The organism is Mycobacterium sp. (genome assembly GCF_049608025.1).
GTDB lineage: Bacteria > Actinomycetota > Actinomycetes > Mycobacteriales > Mycobacteriaceae > Mycobacterium.
On the sequence record NZ_JBMYXC010000025.1, the window covers coordinates 1 to 19,689 of the forward strand.

Below are 19,689 nucleotides of genomic sequence, written 5' to 3' on the forward strand. Positions count from 1 at the left end.
GGTTCCACAGGTCCAGCGCTGCGGTACCCGTCGGAGCCGGCGCGACGACGGGGCCGTAGACGTGACGGTCACCGTCGAAAATCAGCGTGGGAACCCCGAAGCCCCCGCGGGCGACGACGGCATCGTGATCGGCCTTCACCTCGTCGTGGGTCGTCGGGTCGTCGATGGCGGCCTGCACGACGGACGGGTCGAGACCGAGATCGGCACAGATTTGGGCGGCCACTTCGGGACGATGGGGCTTACGTGATTCCTCGTGCAGCGCCCGACCGGCTGCCTCGTAGAAGCGGTCGCAATCGCTCATCGACGAACGGCGCAGCATCGCCGCGACGCGCATCATGCCCCAGCCATAGGACCAGTCGCGTTCCCACGGGTGTTTCTTTCCCTCTTCGCGGTTGATCTCCTCGAGAGAGAAGAATCGCCAATCGATCTGCAGCGGCACGCTCTCGCGGACCGTTCGAATCCACTTCGACGTCTGGTACGCCCAGGGACACATCACGTCGAAGTGAAATGCGATCGAGACGGGCTCAGCTGTGGTCAACGAAAACTCCTCGACGGTTACGACCGCTGGGTTTGGCGGGTCCAACCCCGAGGATATGTCGATTCACGCTCAGCCGAGGACGACCGGGAGTTGTTGGAGACGCCGCCAGAACGGCATCGGATGGACCTTCAATTCGGAAAGGTCCACGGCCAGATGCAGCTCGGGGAATCGGGTGATGAGGTTGCCGATCGCGACGCGCGTCTCCATCCGGGCCAGGTTGGCGCCCAGGCAGAAATGGGGTCCCTTGCTGAAAGCGATGTGGTAATTCGGCGTGCGGGTGATATCGAAGACGTCCGGATTCTCGAACACGTCGGGATCCCGGTTGGCCGAGGCCAGCAACGGGATCACCATGGCGCCGCGCGGGATGCTGACGCCGCCCAACTCGACGTCCTCGGAGGCGTAGTTGGGCTTGGTGCCCCCGATCGTGCCCGTGTAGCGCAGGATCTCCTCGACAGCAGAGTTGATGAGTTCCGGTTCTTTGGTGAGCAGGTCCAGTTGATCGGGGTGGGCCAGCAGGGCCGCGACACCGTTGGCGATCAAGTGGTAGGTGGTCTCGTAGCCGGCCACCACCAGCGTGAACACCATCGCGACAACTTCGTCCTCGGACAAGCTGTCACCATCCTCACTCGCATGGATGAGCCCGGTCATGATGTCCTCGGCCGGATCATTGCGACGTCGCTGAATGAGTTCGCGGACGAAGTCGATGACCGGCTCCATCTTGGCCGCCATCTGCTCCATCCCGAACTCGACCATCCCGTTCATGACCAGGTTCATCCCGTCATGGAAACGGCCCCGGTCAGCTTCGGGCACGCCGACCATTTCACTGATCACCGTGAACGGGATGGGCAGTGCGTAATCCTCCAGCACATCGATCTGCTGTCCAGGACCGAACCCCTCGAGCAATTCGCGGCTGATCTGCTCGGTGCGATCGGCCAGCCGGGCTGTCGCCTTGGGCGTGAACGCCCGGCTGACCAGCTTGCGCAGTCGCATGTGCTCCGGGTCGTCCATCAGGATCATGCTGTCGGTGGCGATGAACTGCAGCGCCTTGGGAATGGGCAGCGGTTCAGAACTCTCCACGACACGGCGGAACCGCTGGTCGGTGGTGAGGTCTACGCAGTCTTTGTAGCGGGACAGCAGGTAGACATCCTGGCCTCCCATATACGCGAGCTGAGTTCGGAGCACTGGTGCATCTCGGCGCAACCGCTCGTAGGTCGGGAATGGATCAGCCACGAACTCCGGGCTGTCCAGCGCGATCGAAGCGCCGCTCGACGCATCCTGGGTCGTGCTCATCGTTGACTCCTTGCGCTCATGACGCCCAGCGCCGGACCTCAGAAGGGGAGAGACACCTGCAGTCGATGTGATTTCACAGTACAGTGAAAGTTGCAGGTTTCGTTACACCTGCCGGGCAGCGAGTCCATCCCCCGGCCCCGCCGAGATCGCCAAATCCACAGCGTGCGGCTATCGCCTCAGGATGTGTTTTCAGAGTACAGTGAAAGTTGTGAGTGTGACCAGCAGTGATGCCAACGATGCTGCTTCAGATGCCGAAATAGACGCCGAAATAATGGAATTCGTCGATCAGCTCGGCGGGTACTTCGAGTCCAACGGCTTGACCCGCCTGGCCGGCCGGCTGCTCGGATGGCTACTGGTCTGCGATCCCGAACGGCAGTCCTCCGAGGAACTCGCCGTGGCACTGAATGCCAGCAGCGGCGGAATCAGCACCAATGCCCGCATGCTGATCCAGTTCGGTTTCATCGAGCGACTCGGCATCGCCGGTGATCGCCGCACCTATTTCAGGCTGCGGCCGAACGCTTTCGCCGCCGGAGAGCGACAACGTCTGCGCACCATGGCCGACCTGCAGACTCTCGCCGACGTCGGATTGCATGCGCTGCGCGACGCCCCACCCCAACGCAGCCGGCGCATCCAAGAGATGCGGGAACTGACTGCCTACATGGAAGCCCTGCTGACGGACGGGTTGGCGAAATTCCACAGCCAGACAACCGGGGACGCTACGTGAGGATGTCGGCGATCTGGACCGACAGGCTGACAAAGACTTTTGGCGACGTCACCGCAATCAGGAACCTGAACCTCGAGGTGGTTCGCGGCGAGGTGTTCGGCTTTCTCGGACCCAATGGAGCCGGCAAGTCCACCACCATCCGAACCCTGCTCGACCAGATTCGGCCCACCGGCGGGCAAGCGGAGATCTTGGGGATGCGCTGCCATGTCGACTCGCTACAGATTCGCCGCCGCATCGGATATGTCCCGGGAGATCTGGCGTTGTATCCGAAACTTACTGGTGCGCAAACACTTCAATACTTTGCCCGGCTGCGCGGCGGGGTCGACGAACGATACGTCGACGAACTCGCCGAAAGGCTCGGCGCCGATTTGACCCGCAAGGTCGGCGACTACTCCACTGGCAACCGACAGAAGATCGGCCTGATACAGGCATTCATGCATCGACCGGACCTGCTGATCCTCGACGAGCCCAACGCCGGACTGGATCCGTTGATACAACGGGAGTTCCACACGATGGTCGACGAGGTGCGCGAGGACGGACGCACCGTGTTTCTGTCCTCACACACCCTGTCCGAAGTCGAACGCGTCGCCGACCGGGTCGGCATCATTCGCGAGGGCGAACTCGTCGTGGTCGAGCGCGTCGATGAGCTCAAGCGAAAAGCCATCCGGCGCATCGATTTCGAGTTCGCCACCGAGGTTCCCTCCAGCTTGTTCGACGGTGTGCCGGGCGTGCGCGGCGCAGTGGTGGACCATTGCCACGCACAGGTATCGTTCGACGGGTCTGTCCATGACATCCTCAAGGCCGCGATGACCTGTGAGGTCGTCAACCTCAACAGTCGGGAATCCGACCTCGAAGAGGTGTTCCTCGCCTATTACCGCACCGGGGTCGACGAGGGCGCCACCCCGGAGAAGCAAACGCACCATGTCTAACCACACGCGGTCTAACCAGACGCGCCATGTCTAAGCGAACGCGCCATGTCTAAGCGAACGCGCCGTGTCTAACGCGGTGTTGACCAAGGATCTGGCCGAGCGCCGTGTGCCGGTTCTGGCCGTGGGCGCGGTGTTGGCAGTCTTCACGGTCGCGGCACTGGCGATCAGTGCCGGCCTGCAGGAGACGATAGACGACATCAGCGAGGGCTTCCCAGACGTGCTGAATGCGTTCATCGGCGCCGATGTCCCCGGCGGCTACGTGGTCGCCGAGGTGTTCAACCTGATCGCCCCGTTGACCCTGGTGGCGTATGCGGTGTTGACCGGAGCCTCCGCCGTCGCCGGCGAGGAGGAAGACGGCACCATGGATCTGCTTGCCGCACAACCGGTCACCCGCCACACCATCCTCGCCGAAAAGGCCGGCGGTCTGGGGATCGCGCTCGCGTCGATCATGGTGCTCTTCGGGGCCGCCGCGGTCGCCAGTTCGGCCGTTCTCGACATCGGGGTGGCAACGACCGGCATCGTGGCGACCTGCCTCCATCTGTTCATGCTCGCGGCCACGCTCGGTTCGCTGGCCTTCGCCATCGGAGCGGCCACCGGCCGCCCCAGCCTGGCCGCCGGCATCGCCGGCGTTGTCGCGGCGATCAGCTACGTCACCAACGCCATGCTGCCCATCGCGGGTCTCGATGGTTGGACCCGGCTCAGCCCCTGGCATTACTTCGCCGGATCCGATCCGCTGATCAACGGCTTCAACCTTGTACATTTCCTGGTGCTGGCAGGACTCATCGTCGCCGCTCTCGCGGTCGCGTTCGCGACTTTCGAGCGTCGGGACCTGAAGGGATGACCACTCTCGAGAAGGCCCCGCACCGGCACCGCCGCCCCACACCCCCGCCGGCAGATCGGGGCAGGATGATCGGCGCGCTGCTAACCAAGTCCGTCGCCGACCGACTCACCCTGTGCTGGGTCGTCGGGCTCCTGATGATCGCCATGGGCGCATTCGTGGGTGCGCTGTACCCACCGCTGCGGGAGACGTTTGCCGGCCTGCCATCGGATTTCGCCGATGCTATCGGCAAAGCACTTCCCGGCGGGGATCTCACCTCGGGGATCGGCTTCGCCAACGCCGAATTGATGTCGATCGTCGCGCCTGTCGGGGTCATCACTGTCGCGGTGATCTCCGCCGCGCGCGCGATCGCCGGGGAGGAGGAGGACAAGACCCTTGGCGTGCTGCTCGCCGCACCAGTCGGGCGGCTGACGTTTCTGTTCACCAAGACGGTCGCGATGATGATCCACGTTCTCATCGTCGGCGTGCTGCTCGCCGTCGGAATCGTGCTCGCCAATCTGATCGGAGGCCTGGGAATCACTGCCCAGGGCGTCGTGGGGGCTACCGCGCATACCGTGCTGATCGGGATCTTTTTTGGGATGATCGCCATCCTCATTTCAGCCGCAACCGGTAACCGGCGACGCACCAGCGCGGCTACCGGCGGACTGGCTGCCCTCGCCTTCGCGATCAGCACTTTCCTGCCACTCTCGGACAGTCTCGCCGGCGGTGCCAAGGTCAGCCCCTGGTACTACTTCAACGCTTCCAACCCGCTGGTCACCGGCGCCAACCCGGGCCACCTTTCCGTTCTGGCGGTGATGACCGTCATCCTGATGGTGGCAGCCGCCGTCATTTTCTGCCGCCGAGACCTACGCGGCTGATGAACAAGAGATACCGGCGCCCAACCGGTGCGGCTACCGCAGTTACGTGGCGCGCTGCAGTCGCGGAGACAACCTGCCCGGCGAGATCTCAGCACCCACCTCGAGGTCATCGGCCAGCGCGTCGGCGCAGCGGACGAGACCGACGGCATCGATCCGGTAGGGCACCCGCCCGGACTCGCCGATACGTCCGGCAGCACGCTTCAGAACTGTTGCCGCGCCGCGGATGTTGCCCCGCTGAATGTGCGTGATACCCACGGCAAGCTGGGCCAGACCCTGCCAGAGCGACCGCTCGTCCTCGGGCGCACTCTTCCACGCTGCTTCCAGGACTTCGTGTGCGTGGAAAGCCAGGCCGGCGTCGAGGAGGTGCTGCGCGTATCGCAGATATCCCTCCGGCGACAGGTCGAGATCGTCGGGAATCCTCGGCACGCCCTCCACCCCGTAGGGCAGGGGTCGTCCCAGCGCATCCCGTTCTCGGCTGTTGCTGGCCCGTCCCGATCGATCGCGATCACGCTCAGCCATCTCGCCATGGTTGCACTTTCCACTCGTGCGGGTGCAGGTCTGCAGTCACTCCGTTAGTTGTAGTAACGTGCCGGGCATGGGCTCGCCGCAGGTGTGGATTCTTGGCGGATATCAGAGCGATTTCGCGCGAAACTTCGACCGCGAGGGGCTCGGCTTCGCAGAGCTGACCGGCGAGGTCACCGACGCCACCCTCGAATCGGCCGAGTTGGATGGCGCGGACATCGAGGTCGTTCACGTCGCCAACGCGTTCGGCGAGTTGTTCGCCCACCAGGGCCATCTGGGCGCGATGCCAGCCACCGTGAACGACGCGCTCTGGGGTACCCCCGCCACCCGCCACGAAGCGGCGTGCGCGTCGGGCAGCGTCGCGGTGCTCGCGGCGGCTGCGGACCTTCGGGCCGGCAATTATCGGACTGCGCTGGTCACCGGAGTTGAGCTGGAGAAGACGGTGCATGGCGATACCGCGGCAACGATTATGGGCGCTGCCGCGTGGACCGGCCAGGAAGGCCAGGACGCGAAGTTTCTGTGGCCGAACATGTTCGAGTCCGTCGCCGCCGAGTACGACCTGCGATACGGCCTCGACGAGACACACCTGCGCGCAATCGCGGCGCTCAACTTCGCCAATGCCCGCGCCAACCCCAATGCCCAGACCCGCGACTGGGCCATCCCCGAGCCCTTGCCCGACGACGAAGCGTCCAACCCCGTCATCGAGGGCCGGTTGCGCCGGTTCGACTGCAGCCAGATCACCGACGGTGGCGCCGGACTCGTATTGGTCAGCGATGACTGGCTGCGGGATCATCCAAAGGCCCGGCCGCTGGGCAGGATCGACGGCTGGGGACATCGCACCGTCGGCCTGGGCCTGCGCCAGAAGCTTGACCGCTCACGAGACGACCCCGCCGAGCAGTACGTCCTCCCCCACGTGCGCACCGCGGTCCAGGATGCCTTCGACCGGGCTGGGGTCGCCCTCGACGCCGTCGATGGGTTCGAGGTACACGATTGCTTCACCCCCAGCGAATATCTGGCCATCGACCACATCGGGCTGACCGGCCCGGGCGAATCGTGGAAAGCCATCGAGAACGGGGAGATCGAGATCGGCGGCCGCCTGCCCATCAACCCCAGCGGCGGCTTGATCGGCGGTGGACATCCCGTCGGCGCCTCCGGGGTGAGGATGCTGCTGGATGCCGCGCGACAGGTCAGTGACTCCGCGGGCAACTATCAGGTCGAGGGCGCAAAGACGTTCGCAACGCTCAACTTCGGCGGCAGCACCGCCACCACCGTCAGCTTCGTCATCGGGAGACCCCAGTGAGCCTTACCACCCATCCAGAGGTCGTCGGCAAGTTCCTGTCCACGCTTCCCGAGCAGGACGATCATCCCTACCGCACCGGACCATGGCGACCGCAGACTTCCGAGTGGGACGCCGATGACCTCACCGTCGTTCACGGCGAGATCCCCCACGATCTCGACGGCGTCTACCTGCGCAACACCGAGAACCCGCTGCATCCGGCGCTGAAGAACTACCATCCGTTCGACGGTGACGGGATGCTCCACATCGTCGGGTTCCGCGATGGCAAAGCCTTCTACCGCAACAGGTTTGTCCGTACCGACGCATTCTTCGAAGAGAACGAAGCAGGTGGGCCGCTATGGCCGGGAATCGGCGAGCCCGTGGAGCTGGCACGTCGAGACTACGGCTGGGGCGCAAGGACTCTGATGAAGGACGCGTCCTCCACCGACGTCGTCGTCCACCGCGGCGTCGCCCTGACCAGCCACTACCAGTGCGGTGACCTATACCGCACCGACCCGTGCACCGGCGAGGCCCTCGGTAAGGAAGATTGGCGCGGCGACTTCCCGTCCGACTGGGGCGTGTCTGCCCATCCCAAGGTCGACGAGCGCACCGGCGAGCTGTTGCACTTCAGCTACAGCAAGCAGGACCCCTACCTTCGCTACGGCGTCCTGAGCGACGGCGGCGAACTCGTGCACAGCGTCGATGTCCCGCTGCCTGGACCGCGGCTGCCGCACGATATGGCATTCACCGATAACTACGTAATACTCAACGACTTTCCGATGTTCTGGGATCCAACGCTCCTCGAGCAGAACATCCACCTCCCGGGCTTCCACCGTGACATGCCGTCCCGGTTCGCCGTCATCCCGAGGCGCGGCGACGTGTCGCAGATCACCTGGTTCGAGGCCGACCCCACCTATGTGTTGCACTTCCCCAACGCCTACGAGGATGGCGACGAGATCGTGTTGGACGGGTTCTTCCAGGGCGATCCCGAACCCGCCGACGACGGACTGGGCGACAAGTGGCGAAGGCGATTCCGATTCCTGGCCATCGACCGTATGCAGACCCGACTGCACCGCTGGCGCTTCAACCTCGTCACCGGCGAGGTCCGCGAGCAGCAATTGTCGGACAGCTTCACCGAATTCGGCATGATCAACTCCGCCTACGCCGCACGTGACTACCGCTACACGTACGCGGCGACCGGTAAGCCCGGCTGGTTCTTGTTTGACGGCCTGGTTCGCCATGACCTGAAGACGGGCGCCGAACAGCGCTTCTCCTTCGGAGATGGGGTCTTCGGCAGCGAGACGGCGATGGCCCCCCGTGTGGGAAGTACGGCCGAGGACGATGGGTATCTGGTAACGCTCACCACCGACATGGCCGCCGACGCCTCCTACTGTCTGGTGTTCGACGCGGCTCAGGTCGAGGCTGGGCCGGTGTGCCAACTCGCTCTTCCCGAACGAATCTCGAGTGGTACGCACTCGACCTGGGCGGCGGGGCCCGACATTCGCCGCTGGCGGGAGACCGACAACGCGGCCAGCGCGATCGGCCTCTAGTTGACGCAAGGCCCCAACGCCGTGGCCCGGATGCTCGAGGTACTCGGCGACGAATGGACTCTCCGAATCATCCAGCACGCGTTGCTGGGTGCGACACGCTACGGCGATTTCGCTACTGCACTGCCCGTTTCCCACTCGGTGCTGACCGGCCGGCTGCACGCGCTGGTCGCCGGGGAACTCCTCACCCGCCGTGAATACCAGACCAATCCCCCACGTTCGGAGTATCCGGTGACGGCACGGAGTCGGTCCCTGTGGCCGGTGCTGACGTCGATCTGGGAATGGGAACGCCGCTGGGTGCCCGGCCATACTCAGCGGCTGCCCGGAATGCGCCACGAGGCGTGCGGCAGCGACTTCGCGCCACAGATTACCTGCGAGGAGTGCGGGGCGGCGGTGACCGAGAAAGATGTTGTGGCGCAGTGGGGACCGAGCGGATCCTGGAAGCGCTCCGTTCCGTCCACCACGAACCGCCGGCGTTCAGGCAATCGCCGCGGCAATGCGGGGTTGCTGTTTCCACAGACGATGAGCGTGCTGGGTGACCGCTGGGCGTTCGCGCTGCTGGTCGCCGCGTTCGTCGGCGCCGCCAGGTTCACCGACTTCCAGTCACAGCTCAGCGCTCCTCCCGGCACGATCGCAGACCGACTGTCGGTGTTCGGCGCCGAAGGGATCCTCGTCAGTACCGCCGGCCGGTACCGGCTGACCGAAAAGGGCCGTGCCTTCTTCCCGGTGCTGGTCACCGCGCTGCAGTGGGCACAGCGGTGGTATCCCGACCGCGAAGGTCCCGCGGTGGAAATCACACATTCGTTGTGCGGCCGGCACTTCAAACCTGTTCTCGTCTGCGACCAGTGCACAACGGCATTGCGGGGCGCAAAGGTCGCTCCGATCTAGCGACCACCAACATTGATTCGGGCTAGCCGGGCCTGGTGTGCGCGCAGATCGCCAATCGACCGGATATCGCGATCTGCGTACACACCTGCAGATTCACTGGAAGCGGTCCAGACGGAACACCAGGTTGTTGCGCACCGAGAGCCACTCGATGTCCAGGATCGAATAGACGACGGTGTCGCGCCGCGACCCATCGGGCAGGATCTGCTGACTGCGCAGCACTCCGTCGAGTTTGGCGCCCAGCCGTTCGATGCCGGCGCGACTGTTCGAGTTGAAGAAGTGCGTTCGAAATTCCACCGCAACGCAACCTAACTCCTCGAAAGCGTGGCCGAGCATCAGCAATTTAGTCTCGGAGTTGACCCCGGTGCGCCGTGCCGCAGCGGCGTACCAGGTATAGCCGATCTCGAGCCGACGGTTGGGGCCGTCGACGTTGAGATAACTGGACGATCCGACCAGGGTGCCGTCACGGCCGCGCACCACGAATGTCAGGCCGGTATCTGGTTTCTGCATCGCGAGACGCATGTCGACCCAGTCACCAGCGGCTCCCGCCCGGGGCGCGGCGGTGAACCACAGCCTGCCCAACTCGCCATCGGCGGCGGCAGCCTCGATCTCGGGAAGATGTTCGCGGGTAAGAGGTTCCAGCGTCACCCAGCGGTCGCCGACCAGGGATACGGGCTCGACGAAGCCGCTCACGGCAGCCTCCCGGTGGACGGCGCCGTAGATCTCCAGGCCGCCATCATCGTCCACACGGACAACAACGCCGCCACCAGCGCGACGGCACCCGCGATGTAGAGGCCATAGCCTGCCACTACCGGCGGGTACACATACAGTCGGTAGAACCAAGCTGCCAGAACCACGAGCGTCACCGAAATCGACATCGCAGCAGCCGAAGCCATCCGCTCTGAGATGCCACGAGCCGCCATCGCACCGGCGACGATCAACAGAGATGCCAGCAAAACGACGAACTGCCCGACCCCGAACCCGGGAGGCGGCGCCGGCATGGCTCCAGCGATCCCGCCGATGGCACTGGCGCGCCCGCCTCCGTCGGCTGCGGAAGTCAGCCAGGGGAACCAGGCGCTCACGGCAACTATCAGTGCGCACAGGGCCACCAGCCAACCGGGGCGTACGCGAGCCATCCACAGAGCCTACTAGGGTGAATTCGGTGACCGATCTTCCCGAATTGGTGCGTCGCCTGGACCTGTCCCCACATCCGGAGGGTGGCTGGTACCGGGAGACATGGCGCAGCGACCTGACTATCTCGCAGTCAGCTCTGCCGCCGGACTACGCCGGATGCCGCAGCGCAGGCACCGCGATCCTGTTCTTGCTCATGCCGGGCCAGGAGTCCGCGTGGCACACCGTGCGAAGCGCCGAGCTCTGGCTGTATCACTCCGGCGGCCCGTTGCTCCTGGAGTTCGGGGCCGAGCGGGAATCTGCGAGAACCCATCTGCTCGGAACAGACATCATGGCCGGGGAGTGCCCTCAGCTCGTCATCCCCCCGGGGGACTGGCAGCGAGCGCGCCCGCGCGGCGACCAGCCTTGTCTGGTCAGCTGCGTAGTGGTGCCGGGATTCGATTTCGCCGACTTCGAGCTGGGCGCTCCCAGCGACTGAGCGCCTCGTCATCGCCGCTCCGGCGATTTCGGTGCATTTCGTCACGCTGTCGGTGACCAAATGCACCGAAATCGCGCTACCGCGGGGCGTAGCCGATTGCAGCCTTGGTCTCCAGGTATTCGTCGAAGCCGAAACCGCTCCATTCACGCCCGTTGCCGCTCCGCTTGTACCCGCCGAACGGGGCGTTCAGATCGAAGGCGTGATTGATCGCCACCGAACCGGCCCGAATCCTTCTGGCGAGCGCGCGAGCGGCATCCAGGTCAGCTGCCGAGACATAGCCGGCCAGGCCGTACTCCGTGTCGTTGGCGATATCGACGGCCTGGTCAAGGTCGGCGTAGCCGAGGATGCACAGCACGGGGCCAAAGATCTCCTCCCGCGCGATCGCCATGTCGTTGGTCACGTCGGCGAACACGGTCGGCTTGACGTAGTACCCGGTATCAAGCCCGTCGGGACGCCCGACACCGCCCGCGACGACGGTCGCACCCTGATCGATACCCTGCTGGATGAGCCCCTGGATCTTGTCGAACTGCACCTTGGATACGACCGGTCCGATCGACTTTCTATCGTCGGGATCGCCGACGACGACCCGTTCGGCGACCTCCCTGGCGATCGATGCGGCTTCGTCCATGCGCGAGTTAGGCACCAGCATCCGCGACGGGGCGTTACAGCTCTGACCGCTGTTCAGCATCATCGCCGTCACCCCGGCGGCCACGCTCGTGGCGAAGTCCTCGTCGTCGACCACGATGTTAGGGCTCTTGCCACCGAGTTCCTGAGTCACCCGCTTGACCGTCTCGGCCGCGTTCTTGGCCACGTCGACACCGGCGCGGGTCGACCCGGTGAAGGACACCATGTCGATATCAGGGTGCCTTGATAGCGCCACCCCGACGCCGGGGCCGTCGCCGTACACCAAATTGTAGACGCCCGCGGGAATGCCTGCGGCGTCGATGATCTCGGTGAAGATCTGTGCGGAGTACGGGGCCACCTCAGATGGCTTGAGCACCATGGTGCAGCCGGTGGCCAGCGCCGGGAAGACCTTGCAGGCAATCTGATTGATCGGCCAATTCCACGGAGTGATGAGCCCACAGACGCCGATCGGTTCCTTGACCACCAACGTGTTGCCGTGCTGTTCCTCGAACTGAAAGTTCTTCAGCACGTCGATGGCTGTGGCCAGGTGCCCCAATCCCATTTTCACCTGAGGACCCGCCGCCAACGACGCCGGCGCACCCATCTCCTCACTGACCGCCTCGGCCAGGTCGGAGGCACGCTTCTGGTATTCGTCGAGGATTGCAGCCAGCACCTCAAGGCGCTCCCCACGGGTGGACTGCGACCACTTAGCGAATGCCCTGCGCGCGGCCTCGACGGCTTTGTCCACATCGGCCGCACTACCGATCGCGATGTGACCGGACACTTCTTCGGTCGTGGGGTTCTCGACGTCCAGGGTCCTCGTGTCGAGGGGATCGACCCATTGGCCGTCGATGTAGAACTTCAGATAATCGCGCATGGCTCTCAACCTTCTCATCTTTGGCAGCAGCGCTACGTCTGGCGCATTACTCGCTGTCTTCTGCATACCAGGTCGGGAACTCGTCGTACTCGGACGTCTCCCAGGAAATGCCCCGCGGGTCGATACGGTGACCAGTCATGGGCGTCGTGGGCGATCCGGCCCCTGCAGTGAAATGCAACCGGCACCCGCTACTGCGACAGCGAACCTGATGCCGGAACAGCCGCGCTAAGCGCCTCCGGCCTCGGGTGGGGTGAGCCCGAGTTCCGCGAGCACCGCAACGGTATCGGCTCCGAGTTCTGGAGCAGGCCCTTGCACCTGGCCCGGGGTGCGTGAGAACCAGGTCGGCACACCGGGGAATCGCACCTCCCCTTGCGGTGTGTCCACGGTTTCGAAGAGACCCACGGCGTTGAGATGAGGGTCGTCGAACAAGGCGTCCGGAGAGTTGAGCGGTGCTGCCGGGATCTCCAGCTCACCGAACAGTGCCAGCCATTCATCGGTCGTCCGCTGCGCCAGGGTCTCGGCTAACAGCCCGTACACCGTGTCGATTTGGCGTGCCCGCGATTCCAGGGTCGTATACCGGTCCGAGGCCCATGGCGGTTGCACCGCGGCGATGAAGGCGTTCCATTGCTTGTCGTTGTAGATCAGCGCGGCGATGTGACCGTCCTTGGTGGGGTAGGGCCGCCGATTCGGCGCCACCGTGCGGGGATAGACGGCCGGGCCGAGCGGGGGGTCGAACATGGCGCCGTTGGCATGTTCGACCAGCATGAAGGATGCCATCGTCTCGAACATGGCAACCTCGACTTCCTGTCCCTCACCAGTGCGTTCTCGGTGAAAGAGCGCCATCGTCGTTGCGTACAGCGCGGTCAGTCCGACTACCTTGTCGGCAATGACCGTACCGACGTAGTCGGCCTCCCCGGTGAGTTGCTCTTGGACGTAAGGCAATCCACATTCAGCCTGGATCGTGTCGTCGTAGGCGGGTCGGTCGCGCCCGGGCCCCCGCCGGCCGTATCCGTAACAATTCGTGTAGACGATCGCCGGGTTGATTTTCGCGACGTCGGAGTAGCTGAAACCCAGTTTGGCGACGGCCCTGGACCGCATGGAGTGGATGAACACGTCGGCGCGTTCGATCAGCGCGCGCATCGCGACCTTGCCCGACTCCTCCCGCAGGTTCAGCACGACGCTGCGCTTGCCGCGGTTGACGTTGACGAACACCCCGCTCAGCCCCGGCACCGGTCCGACCGAAATGTGGCGCGTGTTATCGCCGTGTGGTGGTTCGACTTTGATGACCTCGGCACCCATGTCGGCCATGATCTGTGTGCAGTAAGGACCCATCACCATCGCGGTGAGGTCGACCACTCGGACTCCCGCCAGCGGTCCGCGCACCGATTCAGACATGGACCGTACCTACGGGAACACCGGCCGCGAGAGGCGGAAGGCGCCGTGCAGGCGCACGTCGACTGTCCATCGAGATCATGGTAGGTCACCGCGGCAGTTGCGTAACGCTGCGGCGGAACTCCATGGCTACTTCCGCCATGTCGTTACGCAACTCAGTTGGCTCGTTGCGCTCAAGTCGGAAGCTTCTGCGGAGGGACCTTCGCAACTTCTGCGGAGGGGGCTCCGCAATGGGAGGGCTCCACAATCCTTCACAATGGGGGGCTCCGCCCCATTCTTTTGCCGGTGAACGCTCCGTAACATGACGCTATGGCAGTCTTGGACTCCCCCATTCCGCGCTTTCACCTCGCGATGCCAGTCGACGACCTCGCCGCGGCACAGCGGTTCTACGGGGAGATCCTCGGTCTCGAGCAGGGCCGCAGCGCCGCCACATGGGTGGACTGGAATCTGCACGGCCACCAGTTCGTGACCCATCTGGCGCCTGACCGGATGGCGCCCGTTCACAACCCGGTCGACGGACACGACGTTCCAGTACCGCATTTCGGTCTGATCTTGAACATCGGGGAGTTCCACAAGATGCGCGACCGACTGCAGGACGCCGGTGTCGAGTTCGTCATCGAACCGCACGTCCGCTTCGCTGGTGAAGCAGGTGAGCAGTGGACGATGTTTCTTCTCGATCCCGCTGGGAATGCGCTCGAGTTCAAGGCGTTCGCCGACGACTCGCAGATATTCGCGTCTTAGGAGGCACAGACGATGCATGTGGTGATCGCCGGCGGACACGGAAAGATCGCACTCATTCTTGAGCAACTGCTCGCGCAACGCGGCGACAAGGTGGTGGGTCTGATCCGAAACCCGGCGCATTCGGCCGACGTCGAGGACGCGGGCGCCGAGGCCAAGGTGGTGGACTTCGAGGAGACAACCGCCGACGAGGTCTCCGCCCACCTGGGTGGTGCCGACGCGGTGCTCTTCGCCGCGGGGGCCGGCCCCGGAAGCGGCGCGGCGCGCAAAGAGACCGTCGATCGGGACGCGGCGATCCTGCTTGCCGATGCCGCACAGCAAGCCGGGGTCCGACGGTACGTGATGATTTCGGCCATGGGAGCCGACGCGGAGGCGCCCGACGATCTCGGCAACCCCGTGTTCGTCGCCTATCTGCGCGCCAAAGGTGCTGCGGACGAATACATCCGAAGGTGCGCGACGCTCGACGCGACGATCGTGCGGCCGGGCCTACTCCGTGACGAGCCCGGAACCGGGCGGGTGACGATTGCATCCGAGACCGGACACGGCAGCATTCCCCGCGAAGACGTCGCGGCGGTTCTGCTCGCAGTGCTCGACACACCAGCCACCGCCGGTCAGACGTTCGAGGTGATCTCCGGTGAGACCCTCATCGCTGAAGCCGTCTCCACGTCAGCCGCGAATCAGATCTCTGGTGACCACTGACCCACGGCGCACCCCAGCCCGCCACCGTGTTCATGAATGACGCCGCTCGTACCCGCGAGCGCGCACGCTCAGACTGCGCTCGCGTGGCATGAACGGGCTAGCGTTGTCCGGCGTCGCCGTCTGATCCGCCAGCGTCGGTGTTGTCCTGGACGGCCTTCCTGGCGGCCTCCTGGACCTTGTCGACGGTCGAAGCGTATTTGCCCTGCGTTTTCTGGTCGACCATGTCGCCGGCTTTATCGATCACCGTGTCGACCTTGTCGGCGTTGTTCGACAGCAAGTCCTTGGCCTTGTCAAGAAATCCCATGAGCACAATCATACCGCTCGCGCTGGCGCCACAATCTGCGGCGGTCACCGAGCAGGGCACCCTGCACCCACCAAATCACCTCGACGGCAACGGCACCTAGCAAGCCCATGCCCAGCGCTACCGACATGGTGACCAAATTGGACGTGTTCAGCATGAAAAGCTCACGGGCCATGGGGATGCTGAAGATGATGACATAGGCCAGAGCGGACACCGCGACCAGAGCCAACCGCCACCATTCGTAGGGCCTGGCCACCACCGCCAGTACCCACAACGCGGATACCAACAGCGTGATCAACGCCGCGGTAGACGCCTGCGTCTGTTCGATCTCGGTGGCCGCCCGACCTTGATACGCCAACAAGTAGGAGGTGAATGTCGCGATGCCGACGACGAGTCCCGATGGCAGTGCCGACGTCATCACCCGCCGCACGAAGCCGGGACGCGCGCGCTCTTTGTTCGGGGCCAGCGACAGGACGAATGCCGGGATGCCGATGGTGAACCAGGCCACGATGGTGACGTGAATCGGCTGGAAGGGAAAGAGCAGCGGGTCGGTCCCGAACCACCTGGCCGACAGCCCGGCCAACCCGACCAGCATGGCAAGCAGTACCGAGTAGACGGTCTTGGTCAGGAACAGGTTGGAGACGCGTTCGATGTTCCCGATGACGCGCCGACCCTCACCCACCACGTAGGGCAGGGTGGCGAACTTGTTGTCCAGCAGCACGATCTGCGCCACAGCGCGCGACGCCGAGCTACCCGAGCCCATCGCGACACCGATGTCGGCGTCCTTGAGAGCCAGCACGTCGTTGACACCGTCGCCGGTCATCGCCACGGTATGCCCGCGCGACTGCAGCGCGTGCACCATGGCACGCTTCTGGTCGGGCCGCACCCGACCGAACGTGGTGTAGTCCTGCAGTGTGTCGGCAAGCTGGTCGGGCTCGGTGGGCAGCTCACGCGCGTCCATGGTCTCGCCCTGCAGTCCCAGCGAACTTGCCACCGCGCCCACCGACACGGCGTTGTCTCCCGAAATCACCTTGACCGAGACGTGCTGTGTGGCGAAGTAATCCAGCGTATCTCGAGCATCGGGACGGATCCGCTGCTCAAGGACCACCAGCGCGGCCGGGGTGACCGCACCGGGCGCGGCGGGGTCGTCAACGTCCACGTCGATGGAACCGAGTAGCAGCACGCGCAAGCCCTGCGCACCGATCTGTTCGGCTTGTTCGGCGACCGCTGATCCTGAATCCAGGAGCACGTCGGGCGCACCGATCACCCAGTTACCGTGCCCGCCGTAGGAAGTGCCGCTCCACTTGGTCGCCGACTTGAAAGGCGCTGTGGCGGTGGCGATCCAGCCCGGCGGTGTGCGGTAAACCTCTGCGATGGCCGCCATGCTGGCGTTGGGGCGCGGGTCGTCGGCAGCCAACTGGGCAAGCGTGGCCGCCACGACGCCGATATCCGGGTCGCGTCCGTCCCGCCCGAGGTGCGCTCCGTCGACCTCCTTCAGATCGCTGATCCGCATTCCGTTCTCGGTCAACGTTCCGGTCTTGTCGGCGCACACTACATCGACGCGGGCCAGCCCCTCGATCGCCGGGAGTTCGTTGACCAGGCACTGTTTGCGGCCCAACCGGACCACGCCGACCGCGAACGCGATCGAGGTCATCAGCACCAGCCCTTCCGGGACCATCGGCACCAGCGCTCCGACCATGCGCAGCACGGATTCACGCCAGCCGGCGTTGGTGGTGAACAGCTGCGTGTAGATGATCAACGCACCGGCAGGAACCAGCAGGTAGGTGATGAACCGCAGAATTGTGTTGATGCCACTGCGCAGTTCGGATTTCACCAGGGTGAACTTGGAGGCCTCCTCGGCGAGTTGGGCGGCGTATGCTTCTCGGCCGACTTTGGTGGCCCGGTAGGCGCCGCTGCCGGCGACCACGAAACTGCCCGACATCGCCTGGTCATCGACATCTTTGGCGATCGGGTCGGCTTCACCGGTCAGCAGGGACTCGTCGATCTCGAGGTTGGCCTCCTCGAGGATCACTCCATCGACGACGATCTGGTCGCCGGGGCCCAGCTCGATGACATCGTCGAGCACCACCTCACTGGGCATGAGCGGGACGGTGCCGGATTGTCTGCGCACCAAGGGTTTCGCCTGACCGACGATGGCGAGTTTGTCCAGCGTCTGCTTAGCGCGCAACTCCTGGATGATGCCGATCCCACTGTTGGCGATGATCAGCAGGCCGAATGCGCCGTTGATCACCGAACCCGTGCACAGCACGATGATGAGCAGTACCCCGAGAATCGCGTTGATCCGGGTGAAGACGTTGCCGCGGACGATCTCCGAGACGCTACGCGCCGCACGGGTGGGTACGTCGTTGGTCAGGCCCTCCGCGACCCGCTGAGCAACGTCGGCCGGGGAAAGGCCAACGGCGAGTGCGGCACTCATCGGGTAAACGTCCCCTTGCCGCCCTGGTCGTAGTATTCCAACGTCAGCCAGTCGCCGTCGAACGTCGCCTTCGAGATCGTGCCCGGCGGCGCGTTCTCGGTGACCAGCGAGAACGTGAAGACCTCACCGTCCCAGTGCTTCAGCGGCACCACCAGCTTCGGTCCGAGTGCCAGCTGCAGGCCGCCGTCCCGCGCCGTCACTCGCGCGGGACCCCAGAAACCGTTGGCGTACTGACCTGCATAGCTCGCCAACGGCGCGGGCGGGGTGGGGTCGGCCGGCGGCTGCTTGCCGACGAGCGAGCCGAACGGTTGCTCCATCTCCTCGAAGGCTTGCGCGTAACGCGGATACCAGTCCTGGCGGACCTCCCCGAACTGGACCACATCGGCGAACTGCGCGGTCAGCGTCTCCGGCACCCCCGACGCTGTGCCGTTGGTCAGCGCCACAATCGCCACGTCGGCTGACGGCAGCATCAGGAAATTGGTTCCCGAACCTAATAGGAAGGCACCCGAATGACTGATCTGCATGCGGGCTGCGGCCGTCGTCCCCACGTTGAACCCATAGCCGTAGAAGCCGGACCTCATGGCCGGTTCGGTCGCGCGACCGGATACGACCTGCGGGGTCAGCGCGGGGAGCAGCGCCTCAGGGTCGACGATCTGTTTTCCCTCGTAGGTACCGTTCGCGAGCACCATGGTCAGCCAGTTGGTCATATCGTTGAGCGAACTGCTCACCCCACCCGCCGGTGCCTGAGCCTGCGGGTCGCGAACGTACTCGGGCCGGTACTGGCCATCAATGCGGATATGGCCGACGGCACGGTTGGGGCGCACGATGAAGTCGTCGAACCGCGAGCTTGTCACCGACATCCCCAGCGGCCGGTAGAGCACCTGCTCGCTGAGGTCTTCCCACGATTCATTCCTGGCAGTGGCGACGGCCTCGGCACCCGCCGTGAGCCCGAAGTTGGTGTAGGCATAGGAGGTCCGGAACGGGTCGAGCGGGAAGTCACGCAGCTTCTGCAGCACCAGGCGTCGGTCGTAGCCGAGGTCCTCCAGCAGGTCCCCCGCGTGGTCGGGCAGCCCAGAGCGGTGCGCGTACATGTCGCCGACGGTGACCATCTTCGTCACAGCGGGGTCCGACAACGCAAACCAGGGCAATTTGTCGACGATCGGAGTGTCCCAGCGGATCTCGCCCTCGCCCACCTGCTGCGCGACCACTGTCGCCCCCAGCGGTTTCGACAGCGAGGCCAACTGAAAGACGGTGTCGGGGTCGACCCGGTTGTCCGGCCCATCAGGCAGCTCCGTGTTCTTCACCCCGAAACCCTTGGCATACAGAGTTTCTCCCCCGTGTACGACGGCAACCGCCATGCCCGGGATTCCCGATTTGGCCATCAAGTCCTCGACCATGCCGTCCAGCGTGTCGACCGCGTTCTCGACGGCATTCTCGGGCAGCGCCTGCGCTGTCGCCAGCGGTGGTGGCGCTTCGGGGGAGGACTGACTCTCCGGCGGCGCCGGGACTATGGGGTCGCCAGACTCGGCTCTGTCGGCGCCGCACCCGGCGACCAGGGCGACCACCAACGCAAGCGCGGCCGCGCGGGCCGTTGGGTTCATGATCA

Annotated in this window: 20 protein-coding genes; 10 read left to right on the forward strand and 10 right to left on the reverse strand. The window is 64.7% G+C overall.

From position 1 onward, the window contains the following. Both ACPGXI_RS10240 and ACPGXI_RS10245 read right to left on the reverse strand, forming a co-directional pair. Nucleotides 1–538 (reverse strand): DsbA family oxidoreductase (locus ACPGXI_RS10240; RefSeq protein WP_526652443.1); only part of this gene is annotated, 538 nt, incomplete at its 3' end. 69 nt (nt 539–607) lie between these two features. Next, on the reverse strand, nt 608–1,828 hold the full coding sequence (locus tag ACPGXI_RS10245) for a cytochrome P450 family protein (RefSeq protein ID WP_526652445.1): 1,221 nt from the start codon (nt 1,826–1,828) through the stop codon (nt 608–610). Nucleotides 1,829–2,009: 181 nt separating this feature from the next. On the opposite strand from ACPGXI_RS10245, the gene ACPGXI_RS10250 reads away from it, so the two are divergent. The 4 genes from ACPGXI_RS10250 (at nt 2,010) to ACPGXI_RS10265 (ending at nt 5,176) form a co-directional block, all read left to right on the forward strand. After that, nucleotides 2,010–2,552 carry a GbsR/MarR family transcriptional regulator gene (locus tag ACPGXI_RS10250; protein ID WP_526652447.1) on the forward strand — a complete coding sequence of 181 codons (543 nt, stop codon included), beginning with the start codon at nt 2,010–2,012 and terminating at the stop codon, nt 2,550–2,552. Nucleotides 2,553–2,554: 2 nt separating this feature from the next. Further along, entirely contained in the window at nt 2,555–3,481 is a 927-nt protein-coding gene (locus ACPGXI_RS10255) for an ABC transporter ATP-binding protein (protein WP_526652449.1), read from the forward strand. A gap of 64 nt (nt 3,482–3,545) precedes the next feature. Continuing rightward, a complete protein-coding gene (locus tag ACPGXI_RS10260; protein ID WP_526652451.1) occupies nt 3,546–4,322 on the forward strand; it encodes an ABC transporter permease subunit in 777 nt (258 codons plus the stop codon). Then, entirely contained in the window at nt 4,319–5,176 is an 858-nt protein-coding gene (locus tag ACPGXI_RS10265; protein WP_526652453.1) for an ABC transporter permease subunit, read from the forward strand. The genes ACPGXI_RS10260 and ACPGXI_RS10265 overlap by 4 nt, the downstream gene beginning before the upstream one ends. Before the next feature lie 42 nt (nt 5,177–5,218). On the opposite strand, the gene ACPGXI_RS10270 is transcribed toward ACPGXI_RS10265, so the two are convergent. Beyond that, a complete protein-coding gene (locus tag ACPGXI_RS10270) occupies nt 5,219–5,695 on the reverse strand; it encodes a DUF309 domain-containing protein (RefSeq protein ID WP_526652455.1) in 477 nt (158 codons plus the stop codon). 76 nt (nt 5,696–5,771) lie between these two features. On the opposite strand from ACPGXI_RS10270, the gene ACPGXI_RS10275 reads away from it, so the two are divergent. The 3 genes from ACPGXI_RS10275 to ACPGXI_RS10285 are packed head-to-tail and all read left to right on the forward strand — an operon-like array spanning nt 5,772 to nt 9,409. Beyond that, nucleotides 5,772–6,998 (forward strand): acetyl-CoA acetyltransferase, encoded by a 1,227-nt coding sequence (locus ACPGXI_RS10275; protein ID WP_526652457.1) that lies wholly within the window; start codon nt 5,772–5,774, stop codon nt 6,996–6,998. After that, nucleotides 6,995–8,524 carry a carotenoid oxygenase family protein gene (locus ACPGXI_RS10280; protein WP_526652459.1) on the forward strand — a complete coding sequence of 510 codons (1,530 nt, stop codon included), beginning with the start codon at nt 6,995–6,997 and terminating at the stop codon, nt 8,522–8,524. The genes ACPGXI_RS10275 and ACPGXI_RS10280 overlap by 4 nt, the downstream gene beginning before the upstream one ends. Next, nucleotides 8,525–9,409, forward strand: coding sequence for a winged helix-turn-helix transcriptional regulator (locus ACPGXI_RS10285; RefSeq protein WP_526652461.1), 885 nt, complete (start codon nt 8,525–8,527; stop codon nt 9,407–9,409). Between the two features lie 93 nt (nt 9,410–9,502). On the opposite strand, the gene ACPGXI_RS10290 is transcribed toward ACPGXI_RS10285, so the two are convergent. Then, nucleotides 9,503–10,099: a GNAT family N-acetyltransferase gene (locus ACPGXI_RS10290; RefSeq protein ID WP_526652463.1), complete on the reverse strand. Its 597-nt coding sequence runs from the start codon at nt 10,097–10,099 to the stop codon at nt 9,503–9,505. Further along, nucleotides 10,096–10,542, reverse strand: a complete 447-nt coding sequence (locus tag ACPGXI_RS10295) for a hypothetical protein (RefSeq protein WP_526652465.1) — start codon at nt 10,540–10,542, stop codon at nt 10,096–10,098. The genes ACPGXI_RS10290 and ACPGXI_RS10295 overlap by 4 nt, the downstream gene beginning before the upstream one ends. Before the next feature lie 26 nt (nt 10,543–10,568). On the opposite strand from ACPGXI_RS10295, the gene ACPGXI_RS10300 reads away from it, so the two are divergent. Further along, nucleotides 10,569–11,015, forward strand: a complete 447-nt coding sequence (locus ACPGXI_RS10300; protein ID WP_526652467.1) for a cupin domain-containing protein — start codon at nt 10,569–10,571, stop codon at nt 11,013–11,015. A 76-nt stretch (nt 11,016–11,091) separates the two neighbouring features. On the opposite strand, the gene ACPGXI_RS10305 is transcribed toward ACPGXI_RS10300, so the two are convergent. Beyond that, on the reverse strand, nt 11,092–12,516 hold the full coding sequence (locus ACPGXI_RS10305) for an aldehyde dehydrogenase family protein (RefSeq protein WP_526652469.1): 1,425 nt from the start codon (nt 12,514–12,516) through the stop codon (nt 11,092–11,094). Between the two features lie 225 nt (nt 12,517–12,741). Beyond that, nucleotides 12,742–13,911, reverse strand: a complete 1,170-nt coding sequence (locus tag ACPGXI_RS10310; protein ID WP_526652471.1) for a CaiB/BaiF CoA transferase family protein — start codon at nt 13,909–13,911, stop codon at nt 12,742–12,744. 306 nt (nt 13,912–14,217) lie between these two features. Here ACPGXI_RS10310 and ACPGXI_RS10315 point away from each other — a divergent pair, with 306 nt between their 5' ends. Both ACPGXI_RS10315 and ACPGXI_RS10320 read left to right on the forward strand, forming a co-directional pair. Beyond that, on the forward strand, nt 14,218–14,649 hold the full coding sequence (locus ACPGXI_RS10315; protein ID WP_526652473.1) for a VOC family protein: 432 nt from the start codon (nt 14,218–14,220) through the stop codon (nt 14,647–14,649). A 12-nt stretch (nt 14,650–14,661) separates the two neighbouring features. Next, nucleotides 14,662–15,345: an NAD(P)H-binding protein gene (locus ACPGXI_RS10320; protein WP_526652475.1), complete on the forward strand. Its 684-nt coding sequence runs from the start codon at nt 14,662–14,664 to the stop codon at nt 15,343–15,345. A gap of 97 nt (nt 15,346–15,442) precedes the next feature. On the opposite strand, the gene ACPGXI_RS10325 is transcribed toward ACPGXI_RS10320, so the two are convergent. From ACPGXI_RS10325 to ACPGXI_RS10335, 3 genes are read right to left on the reverse strand one after another with little or no spacing between them, the layout of a single operon-like run. Next, nucleotides 15,443–15,649, reverse strand: a complete 207-nt coding sequence (locus ACPGXI_RS10325; protein WP_526652477.1) for an Rv0909 family putative TA system antitoxin — start codon at nt 15,647–15,649, stop codon at nt 15,443–15,445. Then, nucleotides 15,636–18,083, reverse strand: coding sequence for a cation-translocating P-type ATPase (locus tag ACPGXI_RS10330; protein WP_526652479.1), 2,448 nt, complete (start codon nt 18,081–18,083; stop codon nt 15,636–15,638). The genes ACPGXI_RS10325 and ACPGXI_RS10330 overlap by 14 nt, the downstream gene beginning before the upstream one ends. Next, a complete protein-coding gene (locus ACPGXI_RS10335) occupies nt 18,080–19,684 on the reverse strand; it encodes a serine hydrolase domain-containing protein (protein ID WP_526652481.1) in 1,605 nt (534 codons plus the stop codon). Before ACPGXI_RS10335 ends, ACPGXI_RS10330 begins: the two co-directional genes overlap by 4 nt. Nucleotides 19,685–19,689 lie beyond the last annotated feature (5 nt).

Bases quoted from the DNA above. Each gene is read 5' to 3' on its own strand.
- ACPGXI_RS10245 (WP_526652445.1), bottom strand. From the start codon at position 1,828: ATGAGCACGACCCAGGATGCGTCGAGCGGCGCTTCGATCGCGCTGGAC.
- ACPGXI_RS10250 (WP_526652447.1), top strand. From the start codon at position 2,010: ATGTGTTTTCAGAGTACAGTGAAAGTTGTGAGTGTGACCAGCAGTGAT.
- ACPGXI_RS10255 (WP_526652449.1), top strand. From the start codon at position 2,555: ATGTCGGCGATCTGGACCGACAGGCTGACAAAGACTTTTGGCGACGTC.
- ACPGXI_RS10265 (WP_526652453.1), top strand. From the start codon at position 4,319: ATGACCACTCTCGAGAAGGCCCCGCACCGGCACCGCCGCCCCACACCC.
- ACPGXI_RS10270 (WP_526652455.1), bottom strand. From the start codon at position 5,695: ATGGCTGAGCGTGATCGCGATCGATCGGGACGGGCCAGCAACAGCCGA.
- ACPGXI_RS10275 (WP_526652457.1), top strand. From the start codon at position 5,772: ATGGGCTCGCCGCAGGTGTGGATTCTTGGCGGATATCAGAGCGATTTC.
- ACPGXI_RS10295 (WP_526652465.1), bottom strand. From the start codon at position 10,542: ATGGCTCGCGTACGCCCCGGTTGGCTGGTGGCCCTGTGCGCACTGATA.
- ACPGXI_RS10305 (WP_526652469.1), bottom strand. From the start codon at position 12,516: ATGCGCGATTATCTGAAGTTCTACATCGACGGCCAATGGGTCGATCCC.
- ACPGXI_RS10310 (WP_526652471.1), bottom strand. From the start codon at position 13,911: ATGTCTGAATCGGTGCGCGGACCGCTGGCGGGAGTCCGAGTGGTCGAC.
- ACPGXI_RS10315 (WP_526652473.1), top strand. From the start codon at position 14,218: ATGGCAGTCTTGGACTCCCCCATTCCGCGCTTTCACCTCGCGATGCCA.
- ACPGXI_RS10320 (WP_526652475.1), top strand. From the start codon at position 14,662: ATGCATGTGGTGATCGCCGGCGGACACGGAAAGATCGCACTCATTCTT.
- ACPGXI_RS10325 (WP_526652477.1), bottom strand. From the start codon at position 15,649: ATGGGATTTCTTGACAAGGCCAAGGACTTGCTGTCGAACAACGCCGAC.
- ACPGXI_RS10330 (WP_526652479.1), bottom strand. From the start codon at position 18,083: ATGAGTGCCGCACTCGCCGTTGGCCTTTCCCCGGCCGACGTTGCTCAG.
- ACPGXI_RS10335 (WP_526652481.1), bottom strand. From the start codon at position 19,684: ATGAACCCAACGGCCCGCGCGGCCGCGCTTGCGTTGGTGGTCGCCCTG.